Source organism: Streptomyces sp. NBC_01296 (assembly GCF_035984415.1).
Classification (GTDB): domain Bacteria; phylum Actinomycetota; class Actinomycetes; order Streptomycetales; family Streptomycetaceae; genus Streptomyces.
This window is the reverse complement of the sequence record NZ_CP130720.1, coordinates 5,469,544-5,494,133: the sequence shown is the minus strand read 5'-3', so window position 1 is coordinate 5,494,133 and position 24,590 is coordinate 5,469,544. Positions and strand designations below refer to the sequence as shown.

The following is a 24,590-nucleotide window of genomic DNA, read 5'->3' as shown; positions in this document are numbered from 1 at the left end:
AAGGGCTTTGACCAACTTCCGTGATTTGTGGGGGAACACCAGTATGAAGCTCACCCGTTCCGCGCTCGCCCTGACCGTCGGCGCTCTCGCTCCGGCCCTGCTGCTCGCCACCCCGGCCCTCGCCGCCGGCTCGGCCGCCGCCGCGCCCGCCAAGGTGGCGGCGGTGACGGCCGGCGAGTCGCCGTACGACACCATGTCGGACGCCGAGCTGCGCGCCGAGGTCACCCGCATCCTTGCCACCAACCCGGGCAAGGGCGTGACCCAGGAGGCCAACAAGGCGCTCGCCGGCACCACCGAGGACGTACGCACCTTCCTGAAGACGGGCCTGGCGAAGGCCCAAGACGACGACAACAAGGTCGCCATCCTCAAGATCCTGTTCGGTAAGCCGGGCAAGGGCGTGACCCGCGAGGCCAACGCGGCCCTCGACGGCACCCCGGCCGACCGCATCGCGTTCCTGGCCACCGGCTTCGCCAAGGCGCAGGACGAAGACAACATGGTCGCCATCGGCAGGATCCTGTTCGCCAACCCGTCCACCGGCAAGGCCGTCAAGCGCGAGGCCAACGCCGCCCTCAACGGCACCCCGGCCGACCGCACGGCCTTCCTGAAGACCGGCCTGCGCCTGGCCCAGGCCGAGGACGACCGCGTGGACGTCGGCCGGATCCTGGCCCGCCCCGGCATCAGCGACGCCCTGCGCGCGGCGGCCCAGAAGGTCGTGGACGGTACCCCCGAGGAGCTGCGCTACTTCATCACGGTCGGCCAGTACCAGGTCTGACCGCCTGCGGCAGCCCCCGCCGAGGGGGCTGCCGCTCCGGCATACGGTCAGAGGCTCCGGACGAACGCGCCGAACGCCTCCGGGGCCACTGTGAAGGCGGGGCCTTCGGGGTTCTTGGAGTCCCGGACGGCGACGAGACAGGGCTGGGCGGCCACCTCGATGCACTCGCCGCCGGTTGTTCCGCTGTAGGACGACTTACGCCACAGCGCGCCCGCCAGGTTCTGGTTGCTTCCCATAGCGTTCCTCCATTACGCGAGCGATCAGCGTGGCCGAGCGCTCCGGAGGGAGCGCTGCGGCTTGCAGTCGAGCGTTGCCGAACGAACGTTCCTTGATCACTGATGGGTTGGCCGTCATGTACCCCTGAGCGTAGCCCTCCTCGTAAATCACTTCTGGGTCGTCATCAAAGCGGAGGAGGGTGAACGACCCGAGCATTCCAGTATGTTGTCCGGCCGAAAAGGGCAGCACTTGGACCTGCGCCCACGGGTGCTCAAGGAAACTCAGCAGATGAGTGAGCTGCTTCCGCATCACGTCACGGCCGCCGACCTCCTGATGCAATACGGCCTCCGTCAGCGCCGCGTCCACCCGTTCCGAGAAGTCCCGGGTCGGCACCCGCTTCGTGCACTCCACCTGGCCGATCAGCGAGCTCGTGCAGTAGATGATGTCGCCCAACTGCGCCTGTTTCAGCCCGGCGGCCTCCCTCAGGCGGCGCAGTTCGTAGCCGTAGCAGTCCAGCGGCGAGGCGCTGGGGTCGAGGTCGCGGGCCAGGGCCATGGAACGGTCACCCCCATGGAGACGCGGGTCGGATTCGCCTGTGGCCGGCGGTAGCGATCCCGACACGGAGCGATGTCCGGAATCCGGCAACCATGTGACACACCTCCGCCCCGCACCCGGGATGCGGGGTGCGGAGCGGGGTGTCGCTCGGCGCGGGGTGGGGGGATCAGCAGGCGCCGAGGTCCTTCCAGACACCCCACTCGCCCGTGGTGCCCGGTGTCTCGTTCTGCGTCCACCACTGGGCCTTGTACTTGCGGCCGTTGTAGGAGACCTCCTGGCCACCGGTGTAGACCGTGCCCGCGACGTACGCCGAGGTCGAGCCGCAGCCCGTGGTCGGCGGGGTGGTCGGCGGCGTCGTGGGCGGAGTGGTCGGCGGGGTGGTCGGAGGGGTGGTCGGAGGCGTGGTGGGCGGAGTCGTCGGAGGCTGCGTGGTGCCGCCGAGGGCGTCCGAGATCTGGTTGAGCAGCGTGGTGTTGGCGTCCAGGCCGAGCAGGGAGTACATCATCGCGCCGGCCAGGCCGCGCTGCTTGCCGTAGTCCACCCGGGCCTGGACGGACCGCTGGTTCAGGCCGGTGAAGAACTCGCCGTCCTTGTAGAAGTACGAGGCCTTCGCCTGGTCGTCCCAGAAGGTGGTCGCCGGGTTGTCGACGATCCCGCCGAGCTCCTTGTAGTTGGCGATGCCGGCCTGCTGGCTGGTGGGCCGGGCCGCGGAGGGGCCGGTCGCGCTCTGGGCGAGGCCGTTGGTGGTACCGGCCGGGACGCCCTTCCAGCCGCGGTAGTAGAACTCGTAGCCCAGCGTCAGCTTGTCGGCGGGGAAGCCGCCGGCGATGCCGTACGCCGCGTTGCCGTCGAGCCAGGAGTCGATGGCGTTCTTGATGCCGTACTTCTGGGTGCCCGGCGCGATCGGGTCGGTCGGGTCGGCCGCCGAGTTGTCCAGCGGGGACTGGTGGTACGTGGGCCCGTCGCCGTCCCAGGCGCCGTGCATGTCGTACGTCATGATGTTCGCGTAGTCGAGGTACGAACCGATCTTGTCCGTCTCGATGTACTTGATCTTGTCCTGGCCGGCCGGGAGCGCCGCGGTCAGCAGGTACTTCTTGCCGCCGTTGGCCGCGCCGTACGCGTCGAGCTGCTCGCGGAACTCTTTGAGCAGAAGCGTGAAGTTCTGCTTGTCCTCGGGGGCGTAGTGGTTGCCCAGGTGGCCGCCGGAGGAGCCGGGGTACTCCCAGTCGATGTCGATGCCGTCGAAGATGCCGGCCGCGGTGCCCGGGCCGCCGTAGCCGCCCTCGGCCGGCAGGTTGCCCTTGATGTACTGGTCGATGCAGGAGGAGACCAGCTTCTTGCGGGAGGCGTCGGTCTTCGCCGCGTCGCTGAAGTACTTCGAGTAGGTCCAGCCGCCGACCGAAATGTTGATCTTGAGGTTCGGGTACTTGGCCTTCAGCTGCTTGAACTGGTTGAAGACGCCGACGATCGGCTGGTCCCACTTGTCGGCGACGCCGCTGACGCTGTCCGCCGCGCTGAAGGACTTCTGGTAGTCGGCGTACGAGTCGCCCGCGCCGTCACCGGCGCCCGGGTTGTTGTCGTCGCCCGCCGCCTTGTTCGCCTCGAAGCAGGTGAGGTTCGTGGGGTGGATGTTGCCGAACGAGTAGTTGATGACGTCCAGCTTGCCCGCTATGCCGCGGGTGTCGAGGTGCTTGGGGTAGAAGGCGTTCCCGTACACGCTCCACTGGTCGTAGTAGGCGATCTTGACGTTGCCGCCGCCCGCGGCGGTGGTCGCACCGGCGGCCTGCGCGGCGGCGAGCCCCGCGAAGCCGGCCAGCGCTCCGGCTGCCAGCGCGGCCGTGGCGGCGGCCGCTATGAGGGGTTTACGGAAGTGCATGAACTGTCTCCGGGGGGTGGGAGGGGGGAGCAAGAGGTTCGGGTGGGAGAAGTGATAGCGATCACCCGAGGGTCGCGTCAATGGTTTGGACCAAAGAAGGACTAGACCACTCGCCCGACAAATTCCCTTGTCAGAGGCCTGTGGGCACAGCAGAAACCGCCCGCCACCCCGGGTGACGAGCGGTTTAAGGGTGCCTTAGGACACCCTCGCGCAAGGTTTCGGCAACAAACCAGCCGAACTCCGTTTGCAGGCGGTCAATCGGCTCGCGGCGCCTCCACGGGCATCCCGTACACATCTGCGACGAGCTCGTAGGAGCGCAACCGGGCTGCGCCGCTGTGTGCGTTGGAGGTCAGCATCAGCTCGTCGGCGCCCGTGCGCTTGACCAGGCCGTCGAGACCGGCGCGGACCTCGTCGGGGGTGCCGTGCACGACGTTCGCCAGCCAGCCGTCCACGAACTCCCGCTCCGGCGGGGAGAAGTCGTACGCCGCCGCCTCCTCGGGCGTCGGGATCAGCCCGGGCCGCCCGCTGCGCAGCCGCAGCATCGACAGCGCCCCCGTGAGCACCTGGGCCCGGGCCTGCCCGTCGGTGTCGGCGGCGAGCGCCGAGACCCCGATCACGGCGTACGGGGCGTCCAGTACGGCCGAGGGGCGGAAGGCCTGCCGGTAGAGCTCCAGCGCGGGCAGGGTGCCGGCCGCCGAGAAGTGGTGGGCGTACGCGAAGGGCAGGCCGAGCTCGGCGGCGAGGCGGGCGCTGAACCCGGAGGACCCGAGCAGCCACAGCGGCGGCCGCCCGGCGGGACCCTGCACGGGGCCGGGCACCGCATGCACGCGGGCGTACGGGTGCCCGTCGGGGAAGTCGTCGTCGAGGAAGCGGGTCAGCTCCACGAGCCGGCGGGGGAACTCCTCGGCGGCCTCGTCGAGGCGCCCGGGTCCGCGCAGGGCCGCGGCCGTGCGGCCGTCGGTGCCGGGCGCGCGGCCGAGCCCGAGGTCGATCCGCCCGGGGGCGAGCGCCTCCAGGGTGCCGAACTGCTCGGCGACGGCGAGCGGGGCGTGGTTGGGCAGCATGACCCCGCCCGAGCCGAGCCGGATGCGGGAGGTGTGGGCGGCGAGGTGCGCCAGGATCACCGCCGGGGAGGAGCTGGCCACCCCGGGCATGGAGTGGTGCTCGGCGACCCAGTGGCGGTGGTAGCCGCGGGACTCGGCGAGCCGGGCGATCTCGACGCTGGTGCGCAGGGAGTGGTGGGCGGTGCTGCCGCTGCCGACGGTGACGAGGTCGAGCACCGAGAGGGGCACCGGCGCGTGGCCGCGTACCGCCCCCCGGATCGGATCTCCGCGGCCGTCCCGGTCCGCACCCCGACCCGCGTCCCCGGTGTCACTCATAGTCGCTCCCGTCTCGGTTCGCCGTCCGTACGAAGAACTCGAACCATCGGCGGCCTGCGGTCATTCCCGGCATCCCGGGGCAGCAGGCGTGACCTTGGCATATGCCTCCGGATTAGACACAGGCAGGGGGACATGATTGAGCCATCAATCTCATCAACAGGCGCTCCACGTGGGCCTCTTGATGGCTATCGTGGTAGGGCAAGCGGTAACAACCTGCTAGGGGGAAAACCGTGGCGCTGAAGCCCGAGCCGACCGCGCCGTTCCACTCGGTGCAGTACGCCCTGCGCGTACTCGAAACGATCGCCCGCCACACCGGCGGTGTGACCGATGTACAGATCGCGCGTGAGACCGGCCTGCCGGCGGTCCATCTCGCTCCGATGCTCCTCATGCTGCGTCGCGAGGGGTACGTCCTCGAGGTGGCGGACGGCGCCTATGCCATAGGGGACTCCCTGGTCCTGCTCGGCTCCGGCATAGACAGGCAGCAGGCCCTCCAGAACAAGTTGCAGGACACTCTGGACCGGCTGCGGGACTCGGTGGGCGCGGCGGTCTACATCAGCCGGTACGTGGACGGCGAAGTGAAGATCACGCAGTTCGCGGACAGTCCGCGCACCCCGAAGGTGCACGAGTGGGTCGACTTCCGCTCCGCGGCGCACGCCAGCGCGGTCGGCAAGTGCCTGCTGACCCAGCTCGACCAGAACGGGCGGCGCGACCACCTCTCGCGGCACAAGATCGCCCGGCTCACCTCGAAGACGATCGTGAACGAGCGGATCCTCTTCTCCAAGCTGGACAGCCAGCCGGCGACGGTTCCGGTGCTGGACCTGCAGGAGTACGCCGTGGGCACCGTCTGCGCCGCGGTACCGATCACGGCCGGGGCCTCGGTGGGCTGCCTGGCCCTGTCGATGCCCGTCGAGCACGCGCACCGGCTGCGGGCCGCCGCGGACGCACTGAACCGGAAGGCCGCGCCGCTGCTGCTGTCGCTCACTTTGTGACACCGGCCACGGACGGGCGGGGCAGCGGGAGAGGGCCCCGAAAACACTTCGGGCGGTTCCCGGTGAACCGGAAACCGCCCGAAGTACAGGTGCGCCGCCAGGGACTCGAACCCCGGACCCGCTGATTAAGAGTCAGCTGCTCTAACCAACTGAGCTAGCGGCGCCTGACAGAGAAAATACTACCTGCTCCTCAGGGGTGCTCAAAACCAATACCCACGGCTCGCGGATCAGCGGTCCAGGAGCTCGCCGCGGCCGTGCGCCTCGTACGCCGCCAGCAGGCCGGAGAGGTCCGCCGGACCCAGGGGGCGGTAGCCGGGGGCGCCCGGCGGGGACCACCAGACCGGGTCCGGGCAGCGGAAACCGGACCGGCGCAGGGCGACCCGGTGGACCTTGTTCGTCGCCGTGGTCGGCATGGACTCCACGATCCGGACGTAGCGCGGGGACATCTTCGTACCCAGGTCCGGCTGGGCGGCCAGGAACGCGGAGAAGGCCTCCGGCGAGAACCGCTCCCCCTCCTCGAGGGCGACCGCCGCCATCACCTGGTCGCCGGCCGCCTCGTCCGGCACCGCGTACACGGCGACCGCGGCCGCCGGGGACCAGCGCGCCAGGATGTTCTCGATCACCGCCGCGGCGAGGTTCTCGCTGTCGACCCGCAGCCGGTCGTCGGTGCGGCCCGCGAAGTAGAGGAACCCGTCCGCGTCGCGGAAGAAGAGGTCGCCCGTCCAGTACCAGCCCTCCCGGGTCCGCGCGGCCTCCGCCTCGGGGTTGCGCCAGTAGCCCTCGAACAGGCTCCGGCCCCGGTTGACCAGCTCGCCGATCGCCGCCGTGCCGTTGAGCAGGCGGCCCCGCGCGTCCAGGACGGCGGGCGGGCACTCCGCGCCGGTCTCCGGATCGATCACGGCCAGGTCGTCCCCGGCCCCCGCCCGCCCCAGGGCGCCCGCCGGGGTGTCCGGGGTGCGCTGTACGGAGGCGCCGCCCTCGGTGGCCCCGTACCCCTCCACCAGCCGGACCCCGAACCGTTCGGCGAAGCGGGCCGCGTCCACCGCACCGGCCTCGGTGCCGAAGCCGAGGCGCAGGCCGTGCGAGCGGTCGTCCGGGCGGGGCTCGGTGGCCAGCAGGTACTGGACGGCCCGGCCTACGTAGGTGAAGTACGTCGCCCCGTACGCGCGGACGTCGTCCAGGAACGCGGAGGCGGAGAACCGGGGGCGCAGCGCCACGGACGCGCCCCCGGCGAGGGCGGGCAGCCAGTCGGCGATGACCGCGTTGCCGTGGAAGAGCGGCATGCAGATGTAGTGGACGTCGTCCGGGGTGACCGAGAACTGCCGGGCCAGGGAGTCGCCGGCGGCGGCGATCCGGCCCTGGCTGCACAGGGCGGCCTTGGGGGCGCCGGTGGAGCCCGAGGTGAAGTAGAGGAGGAAGCGGGAGCCGGGACCCGGGGCGGCGATCACCGCCTCGCCCGGCTTCGCGGCCGCGTACGGGGCGAGCAGCTGCGCGTACTCCTCGGTGCCGGTCACCAGGATCCGCACGCCGGGCAGGTCGAGCCCGCGCAACAGCGGCAGGTGGGCGCGCTCGGTGACCAGGATCCGGCAGTCGGTGTGCAGCACGTCGCGCGCCAGCTCCGGGCCGCGCCGGGTGGGGTTGATCCCGGCGACGGCGGCCCCGGCGAGGGCCGCCGCGCCGAGCCAGAACGGGAACTCGGGGGTGTTGTCGAGCAGCACCCCGATGTGCGGTTCGGCGTCCGCCGGCAGCAGGTCGACGAGCAGCGCGGCGCGCGCGGCGGCCTCCTGGGCGGTCCGGTGGCGGCTGAGGACGGCGGTGTGCGTGCTGCCGCCGTACTGCAGCCCGGGCCGGTGGTCGCCCCATTGGCGTGCGATGAGCTCCGCGACGGTTTCGGGTGTCGTCCGCATGCCGCCGGAGATTAGCTGACGTGTCGTCAGAATTGAAGGTCAGAACTGGACGTCGGAGCAGGCGTAGAAGGCCATGGGGGTGTCGTTGACCGTCCAGACGGCCAGGATCATGTGCCGGCCGGTCTTGCCGCTCGGCATGGCGCCCTGGTGGACGGTGGTCATGGCGGGCCGGGCGCCGTTGTAGGCGACGGTGAGGAAGGGCTGGGACTCGAGGGCGGCGCGGGTGAGGGGCTTGGTGGGGTCCCAGCCGTTCTTGGTGACGTAGTACTTGAAGTCGGTGGTGGAGTGGTTGGCGGTGAACTGCCACCGGAAGCCGTAGCTCTGCCCGCTGGTCACCTTGGTGGTGGGCCAGGCGCCGCCGCGCGGGTCGTCGAGCTGCGCGAACTCGCTGTGTCCGCCGGCGCATATCTGGCCGTCGGCCGGACCGGCGGCCGGGAAGCCCTTGTAGCCCTCGACGCTCTGCGGCTCCCACTGGATCGGGCCGCAGTCGGAGACCGTCTTGTTGGCGCAGAGCTTCTGGCGGCTGATGGGGGTGTCCGTGTAACCGTGGCTGCTCGCGGTGGGGGCGGCGAGGAGCGCCAGGGAGGCGACGACACCGAGGCCGAGCGTGGCGGCTCCGGCTCGTCTGGGCAGGTGAACGGGCATGCGGATGGGACGCATGATGCTCCTTGAACGTGGGGGGAGTTCGGCCAGAGCGTGCGCACGCGTGGGGATGTAGGTCTAGACCAAGTCCCAGACTATTGACGGGAGTTGGCCATGTCCAGACCAATGGGGGAACGGGTGGCCCGGTCGATCCCGGCCACCCGTTCCGTATGCGCTGCGTCTCTTGCCCCGTTGCTCCCCCCCTACTCCGGACGTCCCGTGTAGAAGGCGACGGTGAGGTCCTTCACGAGGGCCTTGCGCTCGTAGTCGTCGAGCTCGACGAGCCCGCGCGAGGTCAGCCGGTGGACGGTGTCGTCGACGGCGTCCACGATCGAGGTCAGCACCGTGTCCCGGTGCTTGGCGTCGATGGCCGCGACCCGGCGCCGCCGCATGGCCTCGGCGACGTCGGGGGCGTACTCGATCCGGGTCGGCTGGGCCGAGTACACCTCGATGCCGACCGCCTCGGTCTCGGTCGCCAGCATCCGGGTCAGCGCGTCGCCCACGGCCTCGGCGTCGCGCAGCGTCGGGGCGTCCTCGTGGAAGGCGTCGGCGGGCAGCTGCGACAGGACCCTGGCCATCGCCGATTCGACCTGCTCGGCGAGGTAGTCGGTGTGGTCCTCGACGGCGAGGGTGGCCCGGGCGGTGTCCTTGACCTGCCAGACGACCTGGACGACGACCCGCAGGGCCAGGCCGCCGGAGTCCACGGCCGGCATGGGCTCGCTGCGCCAGTGCCGCAGCCGTACGTCGACGCGGCGGCGCAGCAGGAGGGGGCTGACCCAGGTGAGGCCGGTACGGCGGACCGTGCCGCGGTAGCGGCCGAAGAGGGTGAGCACCCAGGCGTGGCCGGCCTTGGCGCGGCCCAGTCCGCCGAGTGCGAGCAGCGCGACGATGCCGAGGAAGGCGAGCGGCGGCCAGTGGGTGGCGCGGAGCCCCTGGTAGGCGCGGGGGGTCGCGCCGAACGCGGCCACGAAGGCGGCCGGGACCGCCCCGGCCCGCCAGAGCACCGCCAGGCAGCCGGCGAGGGCGAGCCCGCCGACGCCGACGCCGACCCAGCCGGGCAGCACCGGGCCGCGGTGCTCCCGGAGCCGGTCGTCGCCGCGCGGGACCCGGCGGTCGGGGGCGGAGCGGGGGGCGCGGGGCCGCGGGGCGGCGGCCGGGGGCCCGGCCGGGACCGGGGCTCGCCGGGACTCCGCGGGGAACGGCAGGTGCACCGGCACCTCGGTGACCGCGGCCCCGCGGACGGGCGCGATGCGGGGCAGGCCCTGCGTGTCGGACTCCTCGCGCTCCGGCCCCATCCCGCGGGCCACGGCCTGCGCGACGATGTCCGCGACCGCGGGTCCGGGCACCCCGGCGCGGCCGGCCTCGGCCGCGGGCTCCGGACCGTACGGCCCCGCGGGCCCTGCTTCGCCGTGACCGTGCCCGTGCCCGGACCCGTACGCGGACTCGGAGGCGGCCTGGAGGCCGAGCCGGCCGTACGCGTGAGCGGACTCGGGATCGCCCTCGTCGCCGGCCTGGTCGTGCGGGTGCGCGGGCTCGGGCTCGGCTTGGAGGCCGACCACGCCGTGCGCGGGCGCGCGGCCGTCCGCCGCGGGCTCGGGATCGGGATCGGCCCGGGGGCCGGCGGGCGGCCACGCCTCGGGGTACCGCTGCGCGGGGCTGTCCGTCACCGGCCCGGCCTCGGGACCGGCGGGCGGCCAGACCTGGCCGTGCGGGGGCAGGGGCTCACCGCCACCGCCGAGGACCCGCAGGCGCAGCGTGGCCACGCCCGTGTGCGCGGCCTCGTCCGGGCCGGGCCCCGCCGGGGCCGGTACGCAGAACAGCGGATCGGGTTCGTGGCCGTACGAGCCCCTGCCGGACTCGGCGCGGTCGACGGCCCCGGCCAGTGCGGGCACCGGCTCGGCCTCGGCCCGGATCCGGGCGGCCGGGACCTCGCTCCGGGCGGCATCGGCCGCCGGGCGCCCGTGCGGCAGGGCGACCTCGCGGGGCGCGGCCAGCAGCCTGACCGGAGTCCCCGCCACCCACCCCCGCCCGCCGAACCGCCCCTGCCCGCCGGAATCCGCCGCCCCGGCGACGCCTTGCGCCGCGTGCGGGAGCGGGTCCGAGGCCGGAGCGGCCTGCGCCGCGGGCGGGGTCGGGGGGTGGGGCGGGATGGGGTACAGGTCGCCCGTGCCCCGCAGGGCCGGGGCGGCCGGGGTCGCGGCTGCCGCGGAGGGGATGCGGAAGGTGCCCGTCGTCGAGGTGGTGTGCGTGGGGTACATCGTTGCCTCCGTCATGCGAACAGCCGGCGCCAGGTTTCCGGGCCCGGGTAACCGTCGGCCGCGGCGCCGCGCCAGCCCTGGGCGCGCTGGAAGGCCTCGACGCTGCGGCGGTGGGCCTCGCTCCAGTGGGACCCGGGGCCGGACGTGTAGTTCTTGCCGAAGCCCTTCTTCACCAGCTGTCGGCCGAGGACGGCGATGAACGGGTGGGAGGACCCGGGGCGGAACACCGACGGGCCCGGATAGGCCGCTGCCCCGGCAGGGCCCGGCGCGGCGTCCACCGTCGGCCGGATGTCATTGCCCTTGTGTTCGACGAGCAGTTGCCAGGTGTGCGCGCCCGGGATCCCGTCGGCGTCCGTGCCCGTCCAGTCCTGGGCGCTTTGGAAGGCCTGGGTGGCCAGCCGGTCGGCGTCGCTCCACGCCGTGCTCGCGCCCTTGGGGTAGAAGCGGCGGCCGCCCCGCTCGATCAGCATCCGGCCCAGCTCGGCGACGTACTCGTTGTTCGCGCCCGGGCCGAACTGCGTGGCGCCGGGGAAGAGCGTCGGGACCGCCGGCTTCGGGTCGGTCGCCGGGTCCGGCTCCGTGATGCCGCCCGTCACCCCGTTGAACCGGTACGGCAGGTACTTCGTCGCGTTGTTCCAGTAGCCGTACGGGGTGGCCCCCTTCCGCGTGTTCGGGCGGGTCTGCTCGTAGGCGACGTAGTGCGTGCGCGTCTCGTCGACCCACCCGCCGAAGAGCACCACGTGCGAGCCGTTGGTCGGGTCCGACGGGTTGTGGAAGAGCAGCATGTCGCCCGGCAGCAGCTCCTCCTTGGAGATCTTGGTGGCGAATTTGTCGAGGCTGCCGGTCCACTCGTTCGTACCAAGGTTCCAGGCCATCGAGACGAAGCCGGAGCAGTCCTGCCGGTAACCGTCGGACCAGTACGTGGACATGCTGTACGGGACCTTCGCGTCCAGCCACAGCTTCGCCCGGGTGATGATCGAGGTCCGGTCGATGCGCTTGACCGCCGAGGGGGCCCCGGGTGTGCCCGCCGGCTTCGCCGGCGCCGGGCGCCCGTGCAGCGGGGACCGGCCGCCCTGCGGGGAGCCGGGGGTGTCGGCGGAGGGGGTGTCGGCAGAGGGGGTGTCGAGGGAGACCGGCTCCGGGCCGGGCACCGGGGTGGCCGCCGCCAGTGCGGCCGAGCCGCCACCGCTCAGAACCACGCCCGCCGCGGTGGCCAGCACCAGCACCCGGCGGGTCCCGCGGGCGGCCGGGTGGCCGCCGTCACGAAGCGGTATGGCCCGCGCGCGGGCGAGGGCACGACGGCGCTGCGTACAGCCGAGGCAGGCGCAGTCGCCTGCGGGCTCGTACTCCTCGAAAGCGGGCATCGGCATCGGTGCAGGCATCTGCACATGCATCGGCGGCTGGATCGTCATGCGGTTCCGTCCACTCCCCTGCTCGTCGCGGGTCCGGCGGGCCACACATCTGTCGGGGCATCAGATGCGGCTCGGCCCAGACATATCGTGCACGATAAACCCCTCAAACATGGGTTAATCGGACAAGGCGGGCGCGGCTTGTCACGAGCACCACTCGAGGTGGGGTAGAGTTTTCCCTGTCAGCAAGCGCCGCTAGCTCAGTTGGTTAGAGCAGCTGACTCTTAATCAGCGGGTCCGGGGTTCGAGTCCCTGGCGGCGCACAGACAAGGGAAAGCCCCTCGCAGCGAAAGCCGCGAGGGGCTTTTTCGTCGTGTCGCCCGGCCCTAGAGTGGCGGGCGGGCCTCCCGCGCCGGTCCCCGGACTCCTCCCGCGGTCCGGGCGCGCCGCGCGGTCGAGGACCGGTCGGCCGGCGGTGCCGGGGCCGGTGCGCGCGACCGTGCGCGTGCCGCCTCACGCCGCCGCGCCGGACCGGGCCCCCGCTCCGGCCCCCGCTCCGGCGCCCGCCCCGGTGCCCGCACCTGCGCCGGTCCCCGTACCCGGCCTCGCGGGCGGGGTCGTGCCCGTCAGGTAGGCCGAGACGACCACGTTCGCCGTGTACTCCTTCGCCGCCTTGTCGTACGTTCCCCCGCAGGTCACCAGGCGCAGCTCGGCCCGGCCCGGGATGCGCGGGCCGTAGGCCCGGTGCGCGTCGAAGCGGGCCCGCTCGTAGACCCGTACGTCCTCGATCGTGAACTCGGCGACCGACCCGTCCCTCCGCACCACGCGCACCGTGCCGCCCGGGCGCGCCGAGCTCAGGCCGTAGAACACCGCCGGCTTCGAGGCCGTGTCCACGTGCCCGACGAGCAGCGCGGTCCCGGCCTCGCCCGGCTTGGCGCCGCCGCCCCACCAGCCGACCGTGCCGGGGCGGTCGAAGGGCGGCGGCTCGATGGCGCCCTGGGCATCGAGGCCCCGGGAGATCACGGGGGCCTGGATCCCTGTCGACGGCATGTCGACCCGCGTCGGCACGGACGCCGCCAGCGGGGTGTGCGCGACGGGCAGCCCCGGGACCGGGATCGACGAGCCGCCGGCCAGTCCGGCGGACGGGCTCGGCGGGACGCCGGTGATCTCGCGGCCCCACAGCCACAGGCCGAGCACCAGTACGGACCATGCGGCGAAGGTCAGCAGCCGCCCGCCGCCGGAGGACCTGGGCTCCCCCGAGTCCGTCACCGGCGGGCCCTCACTCGCCGCTGCGGCGCCGGCGCAGCGTCAGCGCCCGGAACGCGACGGCCAGGGTGGCCGCGGCGGCGAGCACGGCGCCGATCACGGTGTGCGGGAGGCCGGGGCCGTCGCCCCCGTGGTTCTTCTTGGCCGCCGCGGCCTGGTCCTGCGCCGCGAGCTCGGCGGACATGCCGCCGCCGCCCGCGTGGACCGGCCAGACGGGAGACTGGTGGGGGTTCGGCCGGTCGCGCTCCTTTTCGCGGTCCTTCTCGCGGTCCTTCTCGCGGTCGTCGCGGCGGCGGACGACCTCGATCGACCCGCGGACGTGGTCCTCGCCGCCGTCGCACTTCACCCGGATGTCGTGCCATCCGGGCTGGGCCTGGGAGCTGACCATCGCGTCGCCCGTCAGCGTCTTGTCCCCGTCGCGGCCGGAGGACAGGTGGACCTCCGACACGAAGACGGCGGACTTGGCGGACGCCCATTTGTCCTCACAGCCGCGGACGCGCACCTTGACCTGCGCCCCCGGCTCGGCCTGGTGCGGATCGACCGAGACGCTGCCGCGGTTCTCCTCGCCCGCCGCGAGGGCGGTGGGCGAGGACACGGCGGTGAGCGCCGTCAGGGCGACGGCCACCCCGGTGGCACGGAGAGCGATCAGAGCACTGCGCATGGTGAACCTCCTCACAAGGAGGTTCACGCGCGGCGCGGCGCTCCGCATCCGGAGCGCCGCGGGCTTGACCCGTTCGGATCAGACGAGATCGACCAGGTCAGCGATGGAGGCGACGGTCTTGGTCGGGCGGTAGGGGAACTTCTCGGTGTCCGCGGCGGAGGTCAGTCCGGTCAGGACGAGGAAGGTCTGCATGCCGGCCTCGAGCCCGGCCAGGACGTCGGTGTCCATCCGGTCGCCGATCATCGCGCTGCTCTCGGAGTGCGCACCGATGGCGTTCAGGCCGGTCCGCATCATCAGCGGGTTGGGCTTGCCGGCGAAGTACGGCTGCTTGCCGGTCGCCTTGGTGATCAGTGCGGCAACGGCGCCGGTGGCGGGCAGCGGTCCCTCGGTGGAGGGGCCGGTCTCGTCGGGGTTGGTGCAGATGAAGCGGGCGCCCCCGTTGATCAGGCGGACCGCCTTCGTCATCGCTTCGAAGCTGTACGTGCGGGTCTCGCCCAGGACGACGTAGTCGGGCTCGTGGTCGGTCAGGATGTAGCCGATGTCGTGCAGTGCGGTGGTGAGGCCGGCTTCGCCGATGACGTACGCGGTGCCGCCCGGGCGCTGGTCGTCGAGGAACTTGGCGGTGGCGAGCGCCGAGGTCCAGATGTTCTCGACGGGGACGTCGAGGCCCATGCGGAGCAGCCGGGCCTGGAGGTCGCGGGGGGTGTAGATGGAGTTGTTGGTCAGGACCAGGAAGGGCTTGCCGGAGTCGCGCAGCCGCTTGATGAAGGCATCGGCGCCCGGGATCGGGGTGCCCTCGTGGATGAGGACCCCGTCCATGTCGGTTAGCCAGGATTCGATCGGCTTGCGCTCTGCCACTGGACTGTTCTCCGCTCTCGGTGGCCGTGACCTCCGGCCTGTCACCTTCGGCCTGTGACCGCCGGTCTGTACCACCCTATCGGGGCAGGGCCGTGGACGCTTCGGGCGTCCACGGCCCGGACCGCGGGGGCCTGGATCAGCCGAGCTTGACGTTGTCGACGGTCCAGTACCAGTTGTTGGTGCCGGCGTAGCGGAAGCGGATCTGGACGTCGGTGGCGCCGGCGGGGACCTGGAGGGCCAGGGACTCCGCCTTGGCGACCGCGTCGGCGGTGTAGCTCTTGACGACCGTCGGCGTACCGCCGTTGTAGGAGACCAGGACCTGGGCGGTCTGGCCGGCCTCGTGCTGGTAGTGCGTCTGGAAGGTGAGATGTGCAGGCGAACCCGTGGTGCCGCCGGTCACGGCCCACTTGGGAGTGATCAGGGTGGAGTCGTAGGAGCCGGTGTGGGACTTGTCGTCCCACTCGTCGGAGTCGGCGACGGCGAACACGTCACGGGAGCGGACGTTCAGCTCGCGCCACTGGTCGCGCTGGGCCTGGCTCCAGAACTCGTCGGTCGCGAAGGCCCAGCCGGCCCACTCGGTGACGCCGCCGGTGCCCATCTTGGAGTTGTCGATCGACCAGCCGGCCGGCGGGGTGTGCGTGAAGCCCTTCACGCCCGCCGGGATGCCCGTCTCGTCCACGCGGGCCTGGAGGCCCGGCCGCAGGGTGTCGAACGGGTCGTTGTCGTCGGGGGCGTTCAGCGGGATGCCGTCGATCGCCGGGCCGGGGTCGACGCCGACCTGCGCCATCGCGGTGGCCGCCACGTCGACGAGCTTGACGTCGCTGCGGACCGAACCGGCCGGGATGCCGGCGCCCTTGGCGATGACGAAGGTGCCGCGCTCCTGCAGGGTGGAGCCACCATGGCCGCCGGCGTCGGTGTGCCCGTGGTCGGTGGTGACCAGGATCTTCCAGTTCTCCTGGGCGTACGCGGGGCGGTTCTGGACGGCGGTGAGCAGCTGGCCGACCATCACGTCGACGCGGCCGATCGCGTCGAGATACTGCCGGCTGGCGGCGCCGTAGGAGTGCCCGGCGCCGTCGACCTGGCCGAAGTACACGAAGGCGGCGTCCGGGTTCTGGCCCTGCAGCTCGGCGGAGGCCGCGGCGGCGATCTTCGGGTCCTCGGTGCCGTAGCCGTCGCGGTCGCCCTTGAGGCTGAGGCGCTTGTCGACCTTGGCGGAGAAGATCGGGCCGCCCGCGTCGGTGGAGGTGATGGGCTCCCAGTCGGCGGCCGCGTACGTGTTGAGCGCCGGCTTGGCGTTCTCGATGCGGGTCAGGAAGTCCGGGTAGGCCGTGTAGTTCTTGCCCGTGAAGGAGTTGTCCTTCACGCCGTGCTTGTCGGGCCAGACGCCGGTGGCGATGGTCGACCAGCCGGGGCCCGACGAGGTGGCGGCCATCGGGTTCGCGTACAGGGTGCTCTTGGCGGTCAGGCCCTGGGCCATCAGGCCTTGCAGGTTGGGGGCGTTGGCGGCCTTGACGCGGTCCAGGACCGTGCCGTCGATGCCGATGACGAGGACCTTGTCGGTGATGGTCGCAGCGGTGGTGGCGGCCGTTTCGGCAGTGGCCGTGTGCGTGCCGAGGGCGGTGGCGAGCAGGGCCGTGGCGGTGGCGGTCACGGCGAGGGCGCGTCCTGACAGGACAGTGGGCACGTACTCCTCCGGGAGTAATCGTGGGGAAGGCGCAGGTGGACTTGCATGGGGGCGTACCTGAGGGCGTACGCCGCGATGTGCGCGTGGACGTGCGCCGGGTCCGGACCGAAGGTGCGGTCTTCGGTCCAGACCCGTTATGCAAGCGTCACTTTCCTGGTCGTGGGTGACCAGGAGGCAACCAGTCAGCTTCCGGTGGCCGACTTCCACGCGTCCACGTAGCCCGCGAGGTTCTTGTCGATGTCGGCCCAGTCCGGCTCGAAGACCTCGACACCGGTCATCAGCTTGGTGAGTTCGACGGCGTTGGCGTCGGTCGGCTTGACGTCGGTGCGCGCGGGGAAGCCGCCGCCGACCTCGCTGACCAGCTTCTGGGCGTCCTCGCTGAGCAGGTAGTCGAGGAGCTTCCTGCCGTTCTCGGTGTGCGGGGCCTTGTCCACCAGGCCGGCCGCGTACGGGAGGGCGAAGGTGGTCGGCTTGCCGCCGTCCTTGGCGGGGAACCAGATGCCCAGGTTCGGCATGGACTTGGACTGCGCGAAGTTCATCTGGACGTCGCCGTTGGCGACGAGCAGCTCGCCCTTGTCCGTCTTCGGTGCGAGCTTGCTGGTGGAGGAGGACGGGCCGACGTTGTTGGCCTGGAGCTTCTTCAGGTACTCCAGCGCCGGCTCCTTGCCGCCGAAGTCGTGCATCGCCTTGATGAGGACGGCGGTGCCGTCGCCCGCGACGCCCGGGGTGGAGTACTGGAGCTTGCCCTTGTACTTGCTCTCCAGCAGCTCCTCCCAGGTCGTGGGCGCCTCGGTGAGCTCCTTCTTGTTGTGGACGAAGCCGAAGTAGTTGTTGACGACCGAGGTCCACTTGCCGTCGGCGGCCTTGTTCGCGCCGTTGACCTTGTCGGAGCCCTGCGGCTTGTACGCCTGGAGCAGGCCCTTGCCGTCCGCCTGCTGGATGAACGGCGGCAGGGTGACCAGTACGTCGGCCTGGGTGTTGGTCTTCTCCCGGACGGCGCGCTGCACCATCTCGCCCGAGCCGCCCTCGACGTACTTGACCTCGATGCCGGTCTTCTTCGTGAAGTCGGCGAAGACCTTGTCGTACCAGCCGTCGCCCTTGTCGCTCTTGAGGCCGTCGGCGCTGTAGACGGTGACGATCTTCTCGCCGCCGCCCTTGGAGCCGTCGGAGGACGAGCCGCCGCAGGCGGTGAGGCCGGCGGCGAGGGCGAGGCTGCCGGTGACGGAGGCGGTGATGCGCAGGAGGCGACGACGGCTGTTGGCGGTTCTGACGTAGCTGGACATGGAACTTCCTTACGGGGAAAGGGAGTCAGCGGTACGTGGCTCTGGTGCGGATGCGGGAGACGGCCAGGAGGACCAGCAGGGTGGCGGCCATCAGGACCACGGCGACGGCGGAGCCGCCGAAGAGCGAACCGCGGTCGGTGGCGGTGAAGATCCGGACCGGGAGGGGCATCCAGTCCGGCGGGTAGAGCATCATCGTGGCGCTCAGCTCGCCCATGGACAGGGCGAAGCAGAGTCCGGCGGCCGCCGTCAGCGACGGCAGCAGGAGGGGGAGCTTGACCCGCCACAACACGTACGCGGGACGGGCGCCCAGGGAGGCCGCCGCCTGTTCGTACGCGGGGTCGAGACGAACGATGGCGGCCGAAACCGACTGGTGGGCAAACGCCGTGACAAGAATCGTGTGCGCCAGGATCACGATTGAGCCGGTGCCGTTGAGCAGCAGCGGGGGCTTGCTGAAGGCGACCAGGACGGCGAGGCCGACGACCACGGACGGCACGGCGACCGGCAGCATGAACAGGGCGTCCAGGGTCCGCTTTCCGCGCCGTTTCAGTCCGGCGGCGGCCAGCGCGGCCCAGGTGCCGACGGTGAGCGCGAGCAGGCTGGCGACGAGGGCGGTCACCAGCGAGGTGGTCAGCGCCTGGAGGGATTCGCCCCGTACGGCGGAGGCGTAGTTCTCGGTGGTCGGGCCGGAGGGGAAGGCGCCGGACCAGTGGGTGGAGAAGGACGCGGCCACCACGACGAGCAGCGGCAGCGCGAAGAGGGGGAGGAAGAGGAGCCCGAACAGGCCCCAGGCGGCCCAGCGGCCGGCCTTGCTATGCACCAGCACGCTTGCTCACCACCCGGTAGAGGCCGAACAGGCCGACGGAGATCGCGATGTTGACGACGGCGACCACGCAGGCGGCCGAGTAGTCGGATTCGAGTATCGCCTTGCCGTAGATGAGCATCGGGAGGGTGGTGACGTCCTTGGCTCCGGTGAACAGGACGATCCCGAACTCGTTGAGGCACATGACCAGGACGAGGCTGCCGCCGGCGGCGAGCGCCGGGAGGGCCTCGGGGAGGATCACGCGCCGGACGATCCGGGCGGGCTTCGCCCCCAGCGACGAGGCCACTTCGAGCTGGGCCGTGTCGAGTTGGGAGAAGGCGGCGAGCAGCGGGCGCATCACGAAGGGCGTGAAGTACGTGATCTCCGCGAGCAGCACGCCCCACGGGGTGGTGAGGAAGTGGAAGGGCCCGTCGGCGGCGCCGGTCACGTCGGTCCAGAGCCCGTTGGCCATGCCGACGGTTCCGTAGATGAAGAGGAGGGCGAGGGTGATGAGGAAGGAGGGGAAGGAGAGGAAGACGTCGATGAACTTCGCGACGCCGCGCGCCCCGGGGAAGGGGACGAAGGCGATGATCAGCGCGAGCGCGAAGCCGAGGACGAGGCAGCCGACGGTGGCGCCGGCGGCCAGCCAGACCGTGGTCCCCAGCGCCTCGCGAAACGCGTGGGAGCGGAAGACGGAGGCGTAGGCGTCGAAGGCGCCGCCGCCGTTCTCGGGGGTGAGGGACTGCTGGACGACCAGCGCGAGCGGGTAGAGGAAGACCAGCGCGAGCACGGCCACGGGCGGTACGGACCACAGCCGGCGCGGGACGCCGCGCCGGCCCTGCGGGGTGGTGGTGTGGCCGGCGGTGACGGTGCCGTGCCCGGCGACGGTGGGGCCGTGCCCGACGGTGGAGCCGGCCGCCGGTCGTCCGCCGGACGGCGCGGGCGCTTCCGGCGCCGGGGCCTGAGCGCCCTGCGGGGTACCCGACGCGGCGTCGGCGTGCTCCGGGGTCCGAGTGCCCGGCAGGGCAGTTGTTCGCCGCCCGTGCAGGCGCGGGGCCTCAGTCATCCGACACCCCTGCGGCCAGCAGCACGGCGTCCCGCGGTTCGAAGTGCAGCGTCACCGTGTCGCCCAGCGCGGGCGTCTCGCGCAGCTCCGGCAGGTCCGCCTTGACGCGATGGCCGTCGACGTCGACGTACAGCCGGTGCGTCGAGCCCCGCCACTGCACCTCGGCGATCGTGCCGGTCAGCGCGTTGGGCCCGGCCCCGAGGCCGAGCAGGTGCGGCCGTACGCACAGGGTCGCGTTCGCGCCGGGGACGGCGCGCCCGCGGTCCAGTTCCAGGGGCCGCCCCGCGAAGAGCGCCCCCGAGTCGGCGACGGTGACCGGCAGCAGGTTGGCGTTGCCGACGAACGACGCGGTGAACTCGGTGCGCGGCGCCCGGTACAGCTCCTGCGGAGTGCCGCAGTCCTGCAGCCGCGCCTTGTCCATGACCGCGATCCGGTCGGCGAGGGTCAATGCCTCCACCTGGTCGTGCGTGACGTACAGAATCGATACGTCGGGCAGTTCGCGGTGCAGCCGGGCCAGTTCGGCGAGCATCCCGGAGCGCAGCTGCGCGTCGAGCGCGGACAGCGGCTCGTCGAGCAGGAGAACCCCGGGCCGGATCGCCAGCGCGCGGGCGATGGCCACGCGCTGCTGCTGCCCGCCGGACAGCTCGCGCGGGTAGCGCTTGGCGTACGCCGCCATCCCGGTCATCTCCAGCGCCTCGGCCACGCGCCCCGGGATCTCGGCCTTGGGGGCCTTCTGCGCCTTGAGGCCGAACGCCACGTTGTCCTCCACCCGCATGTGCGGGAAGAGCGCGTACTGCTGGACGACCATGCCGATGCCGCGCTTGTGCGGCGGGAGCGCGGTGACGTCCCGGCCGCCGATCAGCACCCGGCCCGCGGCGGGCCGTACGAAACCGGCGACCGCGCGCAGCGCCGTGGTCTTGCCCGAGCCGGAGGGGCCGAGCAGCGCCATGACCTCGCCCGGCTCGACGGTCAGGTCGAGCCGGTCCAGCACGGTGTTGCCGCCGTACGCGACGCTGACCCCCTCGAAGCGGATGCCGCTCACGCCGACTCCAGCAAGACCGAGGGCAGTTCGGCGATCGAGTCGAGGACGTGGGTCGCGCCGTGCTCGGTGAGCGCGGCGAGGTCGTGGGCACCGGTGAGGACGCCGGCCACGATCCCGGCGCCGGAGCGGCGGCCGCTGAGCATGTCGTACGCGGTGTCGCCGGCGACCACGACGTCCCGTACGTCGTCGGCGGCGCCGGTGCGCAGGAACGCGGCGAGCACCATGTCGGGGTAGGGCCGGCCGCGGCCGCCCGCGTCGGCGGGGCACAGGGTGAGGTCGGCCAGGCCCTGCCAGCCGAGGGCGTCGAGGATGGCGTCCTGGGTGACGCGGGCGAAGCCGGTGGTCAAGGCGACGGTCCGGCCGTCGGCGCGGAGCTTCTCGATGGCCTGGCGGGCGCCGGGGATCGGGGCGATGAGCCCGCCGTCGACGAGCTCGCCGTACGCCTCCTCGAAGGCGGCGTTGGCGCGCTGGGCCATCTCCTGCGTACCGAAGAGGTGGCGGAAGACGGAGATCTTCGACTCGCCCATGGTGTCGCGGACGTACTGGAGCTTGGCCGCGTGGTCGGCGGTGCCCGGCTCGACGCCGATGCGTTCGGCGGCGCGCTCGAAGGCGCGCTCGACGAGGCCGTCGTCGGCGACGGTGGTGCCGGCCATGTCGAGGACGACCAGGCCGTGGGAGGCGTTGTTCGTGCTGCTTGCGCTGCTCGCGCTGCTCATGTTGCTCATGTCCTCTACCAGCCCAGTTCGTTCGCGGTGGTCTCGGCTATGGCGGGCGAGCAGGTCATCCCGCGGCCGCCGGGTCCGGTCACCAGCCAGACGCCGTCGGCCACCTGCTGGCGGTGGACGACGCGGGTGGTGTCGGTGCACTGCGCGTACACGCCCGCCCAGCGGCGCCGGATCTGCGGCAGCGGGCGGCCCAGGAAGGACTCGACGACCTCGGTGAGGTACGCGTACGGGTCCTCGAGGGTGTCGAACGCGAAGGGGTGCTCGTACTCGTGGGTGTCACCGATGGTCAGTCCGCCGTCCTGGCGCTGGACCATCAGCAGCTGCATCTTGTGCGCGGCGGCGATCGGCGCCTGCGCCTGCTCGGCGTTGAGGGCGTCGAGCGCGTCGCTCCGGTACGCGGGGTAGTAGCGGAAGCTGTCGGCGTCCGCGATGGAGGTGGTGAGGTCCTCGCCGAGCGGGGCGGTCTGCATCATCTGGAGCCGGACGCGGCGCACGGGCAGGTCGGGGACCAGCTCGCGGACGAGTCCGGACAGCCAGGCGCCGGTGGCGAGGATGACGGCGTCGCCCTGGTGGACGTCGCCGTGGTCGTCGCGGACGGCGCCGTTGCCGACGACCTCGCGCACCTCCCGTCCGGGCAGGAACGTGTACCGGCCGCTCGCCTCGAGGGCCTCGCGCAGGTGGAGCTGGGCGGTGCGCGGCTCGACTGCCGCGTCCCGCTCGCACCACAGGGCGGCCTCGAAGGCGCCGCGCAGGGCGGGGTTGATCTGCCGCGCCTCTTCGGCGGTGACCAGTTCGTAGCCCCGGGCGGCGGCGTCGGGGCGGGCGGCGGCCGCCTCGGCGACCGCGTACTCGCGGGCGTTGCGGACCGGGGTGAGGGAGCCGATCGCACGGAAGCCCAGGCCGGGCACCTCCGCGCCGATCCGCTCCCAGAGCTCGCGGGCCCGCAGGGCGGTCTCGAGCTCCTCGCCCCCGGCCCGTCCACTGACCCAGATCTGGCCGAAATTGCGCAGTGACGCGCCTCTGGCCTCCGCCTCTCGCTCGATCTGGACGACCTCGTGGCCGCGTTCGACTGCTTGCCAGGCGTGCATGGTGCCGACCACGCCGCCTCCGACGACTATGACTCTCACGCGCTCCACGGTGGTCGCGGCCCGTGGACCGGGGGGATCGCGGTGGCAACGGGACGGTGAACAGCCCTCGACACTTGGACTAGACCCGTTACCTTCTCGTGATCTGAATACGCCTGGAGTACGCCCCTTTTCGGCCCCTTGGCGGTGATCCCTCGGGACTATTCGGGGCGCAGGTGGGTCGTGAAGCTGAACCGGTCGCCACGGTAGAGCGAACGCACCCGTTCCAGCGGACGCCCGTCCTGGTCCCGGGAGAACCGGTGGATGAGCAGCATGGGGAGGGCCGGCGGGGTGCCGATCAGCAAGGCCTCGCGGGGGGTCGCGAGGACGGTCTCCAGCTTCTCGTCGGCGTCCCCGAACGAGATCCCGAGCCGGTCGAGGAGGTACCCGTAGAAGGAGGAGTCCGGCTGGAATTCGGTATCGAGGCGGGGCGCCCGCGCCACCCGGATGTACGTGCTCTCCAGGCCCACCCGCTCGTCGTCGGCGAGCAGGACGCGCTCCAGGTGCCAGACGGGCTCGCCGGGCTCGGCGCCGATGCCGGTGGCCAGCTCGGACGGGCAGGGGAACTGCTCGAGCCCGATGAGGTTACGGCCGGGCCGGCGGCCCTGGCGCCGTACGCCCTCGGTGTAGCTCGCGAGGGAGAGGGGCTGTTCGAGCTTCGGACCGGCGACGACGGTACCGCGGCCGGAGCGGCGGAGCCGGCCCTCCAGGAGCAGCTCGCGCAGGGCCTGCCGCACGGTCTCGCGGGACACCTCGTACCGCTCGGCGAGATCCCGCTCGGTGGGCAGCAGCCCGCCCTCGCCGAGGTCGTCGAGGAGATCCGCGATGAGGGCCTTGACGGCGTAGTACTTGGGGATGCGGCCGTGCTCCGGAATCCCGGACCGAACGGGCGAGCCGGGGCGGTGATGCAGGTTCTGTTCTTCCACCCTCGGACTGTACGCGGACGGGGTGTACGCAGATCAGCGCGACGGGGTACGGGGGGTGGGGCGGCGGCCGGGGTGCGCGGCGGCCGGGCTACGCGGGGGTGCGCAGTCGGCGGGCCGTCAGCAGGAGGCCGCCGCCGGCGGCGAGGGCGGCGGCCGCGCCGGCGGCGAACACCCAGTCGCGGGGGCCGGTGTGGGCGAGGGAGCCGGCCGCGCCCGTCTCCTCCTCCGGGCCCTCGACGGAGAACCGGTAGCCGCCGGCCTCGCCGACCCAGTCGCCGTCGTCGGCCCGGCGCTGCACGAGGGCGGCGTCGGCGACGACCTCGCCGGCGGGGGCGCCGGGCGCGAAGGCCAGGTGGACCGTGACGGTCAGGGAGCCGCCGCCGCGGACGGCGAAGCCGGAGAAGGCCTCGCCGCCGTCGAAGACGGCGATGACCTCGTCGCGGTCACTCCGCTCGAGGCTGACGGGGAGGGTCCCGCCGGAGGTCTCGAACTCCATCCGGAAGTGGGCGGGGAGCAGGGCGCGGGCCTTGTCCGTGAACACCACGACGGGGTGGATGGCGGTGCACTCGGAGTTCGTCGTGTTCGTGAGGTCCAGGAACCAGGTCTGCGGCCCGCCGCCGGCCCGGTACACGGCCGGCCCGCCGCGGATCCGCGCGCCGATCGGGAAGGCGGTGCTCTTCCCGTCGCCGCAGGTGGCCTCGATCCGGGACGGCAGCGCGGGCGCGGGGTGGGCGCCGCCGCCGTTGCCGATGTCCGCGGCGGCGTTCGGCGCGGAGAGGGCGACGGCGACCAGGGCGGCGGAGAGGGCAAGGGCTTTGCGCAGTCGCATGGAAGACCTTCGCTTCGCTGCTCGCCGGACGGGAGGATGGTCGGACGAGGCGACAATCACCCCGGCCTCCCCGCACCCTCCCACGCCCCCGCACCCCCCTCCCCCCGCCACGCCACCCCGCCCCCCGCTTACGCCTGATCGGCCCACCGGGCCGGGCCACCGCCACCACGGGCTCGCCGCGGGCGGCGCACCCACCGCCGGGCGGCGCCCACACCGACACCGCACGCCCGTCAGCCACGGCACCGGCCCGACCCCAACGCGCAGGGCCTCGCGTTGCATGACGTCGCGCCAGACATCAGCCGCCGCATCACGGCCCCGGGGGGACGGACGTGATGCACGGACGGCCGCGATGCACGCACGGCCGCCGCGGGAGGCTGCGGATCG

General features: G+C 72.3%; 22 protein-coding genes and 2 tRNA genes. 3 read left to right on the top strand and 21 right to left on the bottom strand.

Translation table 11 applies throughout. The features are described 5' to 3' along the window. The first annotated feature begins 43 nt into the window (after window positions 1–43). Window positions 44–772, top strand: coding sequence for an ALF repeat-containing protein (locus tag OG299_RS24970; RefSeq protein WP_327362681.1), 729 nt, complete (start codon window positions 44–46; stop codon window positions 770–772). 47 nt (window positions 773–819) lie between these two features. Here OG299_RS24970 and OG299_RS24965 read toward each other — a convergent pair whose 3' ends face one another. The 4 genes from OG299_RS24965 to OG299_RS24950 all read right to left on the bottom strand — a co-directional run bounded on the left by OG299_RS24965 (window position 820) and on the right by OG299_RS24950 (window position 4,798). Continuing rightward, window positions 820–1,008 (bottom strand): DUF397 domain-containing protein, encoded by a 189-nt coding sequence (locus OG299_RS24965; protein ID WP_327362680.1) that lies wholly within the window; start codon window positions 1,006–1,008, stop codon window positions 820–822. Then, window positions 968–1,543, bottom strand: a complete 576-nt coding sequence (locus OG299_RS24960) for a helix-turn-helix domain-containing protein (RefSeq protein ID WP_327362679.1) — start codon at window positions 1,541–1,543, stop codon at window positions 968–970. Before OG299_RS24960 ends, OG299_RS24965 begins: the two co-directional genes overlap by 41 nt. Before the next feature lie 166 nt (window positions 1,544–1,709). Then, the gene (locus OG299_RS24955; protein WP_327362678.1) at window positions 1,710–3,419 is read right to left on the bottom strand and encodes a glycosyl hydrolase family 18 protein; all 1,710 of its coding nucleotides are present in this window, start codon (window positions 3,417–3,419) and stop codon (window positions 1,710–1,712) included. Between the two features lie 254 nt (window positions 3,420–3,673). Continuing rightward, on the bottom strand, window positions 3,674–4,798 hold the full coding sequence (locus OG299_RS24950) for an LLM class flavin-dependent oxidoreductase (protein ID WP_327362677.1): 1,125 nt from the start codon (window positions 4,796–4,798) through the stop codon (window positions 3,674–3,676). 230 nt (window positions 4,799–5,028) lie between these two features. Here OG299_RS24950 and OG299_RS24945 point away from each other — a divergent pair, with 230 nt between their 5' ends. Beyond that, window positions 5,029–5,787: an IclR family transcriptional regulator gene (locus tag OG299_RS24945; RefSeq protein ID WP_266629008.1), complete on the top strand. Its 759-nt coding sequence runs from the start codon at window positions 5,029–5,031 to the stop codon at window positions 5,785–5,787. A 90-nt stretch (window positions 5,788–5,877) separates the two neighbouring features. Here the strand turns inward: OG299_RS24945 and OG299_RS24940 are convergent. The 5 genes from OG299_RS24940 to OG299_RS24920 form a co-directional block, all read right to left on the bottom strand. Next, a tRNA-Lys gene (locus OG299_RS24940) sits at window positions 5,878–5,951 on the bottom strand. A 63-nt stretch (window positions 5,952–6,014) separates the two neighbouring features. Continuing rightward, window positions 6,015–7,694, bottom strand: a complete 1,680-nt coding sequence (locus OG299_RS24935; RefSeq protein WP_327362676.1) for an AMP-binding protein — start codon at window positions 7,692–7,694, stop codon at window positions 6,015–6,017. 39 nt (window positions 7,695–7,733) lie between these two features. Next, window positions 7,734–8,327, bottom strand: coding sequence for a lytic polysaccharide monooxygenase auxiliary activity family 9 protein (locus tag OG299_RS24930; RefSeq protein WP_266633527.1), 594 nt, complete (start codon window positions 8,325–8,327; stop codon window positions 7,734–7,736). Between the two features lie 212 nt (window positions 8,328–8,539). Then, a complete protein-coding gene (locus OG299_RS24925; RefSeq protein WP_327362675.1) occupies window positions 8,540–10,609 on the bottom strand; it encodes an SPFH domain-containing protein in 2,070 nt (689 codons plus the stop codon). Further along, window positions 10,606–11,964 (bottom strand): peptidoglycan-binding protein, encoded by a 1,359-nt coding sequence (locus OG299_RS24920; protein ID WP_327362674.1) that lies wholly within the window; start codon window positions 11,962–11,964, stop codon window positions 10,606–10,608. The genes OG299_RS24925 and OG299_RS24920 overlap by 4 nt, the downstream gene beginning before the upstream one ends. A gap of 228 nt (window positions 11,965–12,192) precedes the next feature. On the opposite strand from OG299_RS24920, the gene OG299_RS24915 reads away from it, so the two are divergent. Next, a tRNA-Lys gene (locus OG299_RS24915) sits at window positions 12,193–12,266 on the top strand. A 190-nt stretch (window positions 12,267–12,456) separates the two neighbouring features. Here the strand turns inward: OG299_RS24915 and OG299_RS24910 are convergent. The 12 genes from OG299_RS24910 to OG299_RS24855 form a co-directional block, all read right to left on the bottom strand. After that, window positions 12,457–13,212, bottom strand: coding sequence for a class F sortase (locus tag OG299_RS24910; RefSeq protein ID WP_327362673.1), 756 nt, complete (start codon window positions 13,210–13,212; stop codon window positions 12,457–12,459). A 10-nt stretch (window positions 13,213–13,222) separates the two neighbouring features. Continuing rightward, entirely contained in the window at window positions 13,223–13,870 is a 648-nt protein-coding gene (locus tag OG299_RS24905) for a hypothetical protein (protein ID WP_327362672.1), read from the bottom strand. Between the two features lie 78 nt (window positions 13,871–13,948). Continuing rightward, window positions 13,949–14,728 carry an HAD-IIA family hydrolase gene (locus OG299_RS24900; protein WP_266628998.1) on the bottom strand — a complete coding sequence of 260 codons (780 nt, stop codon included), beginning with the start codon at window positions 14,726–14,728 and terminating at the stop codon, window positions 13,949–13,951. 136 nt (window positions 14,729–14,864) lie between these two features. After that, entirely contained in the window at window positions 14,865–16,412 is a 1,548-nt protein-coding gene (locus OG299_RS24895; RefSeq protein ID WP_327362671.1) for an alkaline phosphatase family protein, read from the bottom strand. Between the two features lie 182 nt (window positions 16,413–16,594). Next, window positions 16,595–17,695 carry a 2-aminoethylphosphonate ABC transporter substrate-binding protein gene (locus OG299_RS24890; RefSeq protein WP_327362670.1) on the bottom strand — a complete coding sequence of 367 codons (1,101 nt, stop codon included), beginning with the start codon at window positions 17,693–17,695 and terminating at the stop codon, window positions 16,595–16,597. Between the two features lie 25 nt (window positions 17,696–17,720). Next, entirely contained in the window at window positions 17,721–18,518 is a 798-nt protein-coding gene (locus OG299_RS24885) for an ABC transporter permease (RefSeq protein ID WP_266628992.1), read from the bottom strand. After that, entirely contained in the window at window positions 18,505–19,560 is a 1,056-nt protein-coding gene (locus OG299_RS24880; protein ID WP_327362669.1) for a 2-aminoethylphosphonate ABC transporter permease subunit, read from the bottom strand. Before OG299_RS24880 ends, OG299_RS24885 begins: the two co-directional genes overlap by 14 nt. Beyond that, window positions 19,553–20,602 carry an ABC transporter ATP-binding protein gene (locus tag OG299_RS24875; protein WP_266628990.1) on the bottom strand — a complete coding sequence of 350 codons (1,050 nt, stop codon included), beginning with the start codon at window positions 20,600–20,602 and terminating at the stop codon, window positions 19,553–19,555. The genes OG299_RS24880 and OG299_RS24875 overlap by 8 nt, the downstream gene beginning before the upstream one ends. After that, window positions 20,599–21,327, bottom strand: coding sequence for a phosphonatase-like hydrolase (locus OG299_RS24870; protein WP_327362668.1), 729 nt, complete (start codon window positions 21,325–21,327; stop codon window positions 20,599–20,601). The genes OG299_RS24875 and OG299_RS24870 overlap by 4 nt, the downstream gene beginning before the upstream one ends. 5 nt (window positions 21,328–21,332) lie before the next feature. After that, window positions 21,333–22,454: a TIGR03364 family FAD-dependent oxidoreductase gene (locus OG299_RS24865; protein ID WP_327362667.1), complete on the bottom strand. Its 1,122-nt coding sequence runs from the start codon at window positions 22,452–22,454 to the stop codon at window positions 21,333–21,335. Between the two features lie 158 nt (window positions 22,455–22,612). Further along, a complete protein-coding gene (locus OG299_RS24860) occupies window positions 22,613–23,377 on the bottom strand; it encodes a GntR family transcriptional regulator (RefSeq protein WP_266628987.1) in 765 nt (254 codons plus the stop codon). 88 nt (window positions 23,378–23,465) lie between these two features. After that, window positions 23,466–24,206: a hypothetical protein gene (locus OG299_RS24855; RefSeq protein WP_327362666.1), complete on the bottom strand. Its 741-nt coding sequence runs from the start codon at window positions 24,204–24,206 to the stop codon at window positions 23,466–23,468. Between the last annotated feature and the right edge of the window lie 384 nt (window positions 24,207–24,590).